The organism is Endozoicomonas atrinae (assembly GCF_001647025.1).
In the GTDB taxonomy this organism is placed as follows: Bacteria; Pseudomonadota; Gammaproteobacteria; order Pseudomonadales; family Endozoicomonadaceae; genus Endozoicomonas; species Endozoicomonas atrinae.
In genome coordinates, this window is record NZ_LUKQ02000731.1 from 1 (window position 1) to 603 (window position 603).

Genomic DNA, 603 nt, shown 5'->3' on the forward strand with positions numbered 1-603 from the left:
AGTTCGTGGTTGCGGCAAATTTCTTCTCTAATGTTTCGAGCCCGGTAACTTCAAAGATTTTCTGCCAGCCATAAGTAATGGTTGCTAATACATTGAGAATGCCTGCCGCAAAGCCTTTTACTGCACCAGTGAAGGTGTTGAAAAACAGCTTGGCGGTATTACTGGTGAACTCAAAAGCGGAACGCATCGCCCCGAGCGCATTACTAATGTTAATCAGGGCGCTTTGAACACCCGTTATAAACTCATCAAACGTAATGCTCGATAGCGAAGCCCGAACCGACTCCGCCATGCTGATAAATCCATCACTGATCGTGTTAGCAAACGTTGCCAGACGACCATCTTCAACCATCTTGTCCCACTGCTCACTGAAGTCCTTCATCAACTGGCGGACATAGGTTGACCAGCCAGCATCAGCAATGGCTTTTTTAAACAGTGTCCAACGGTCAATCAGGTTTGATAACAGACCTGAATACAGCTCCATGTTGTCGGCGGCTGCACCAATCGCCCGACTGCCCATTTCCTCCATGAGCTTTTTGATCACATCGGTGCCGAGCTTGCCCTGTTCCGTCAGCTTTCGGAGAACCGTGACATTCTCACCCGTTA

1 protein-coding gene is annotated in these 603 nt (G+C 48.6%); it reads right to left on the reverse strand.

Annotated features, from left to right (window positions below; genetic code table 11):
• A partial coding sequence (locus AK963_RS34320; protein WP_202969967.1) for a hypothetical protein occupies positions 1-603 on the reverse strand: 603 nt, incomplete at both ends.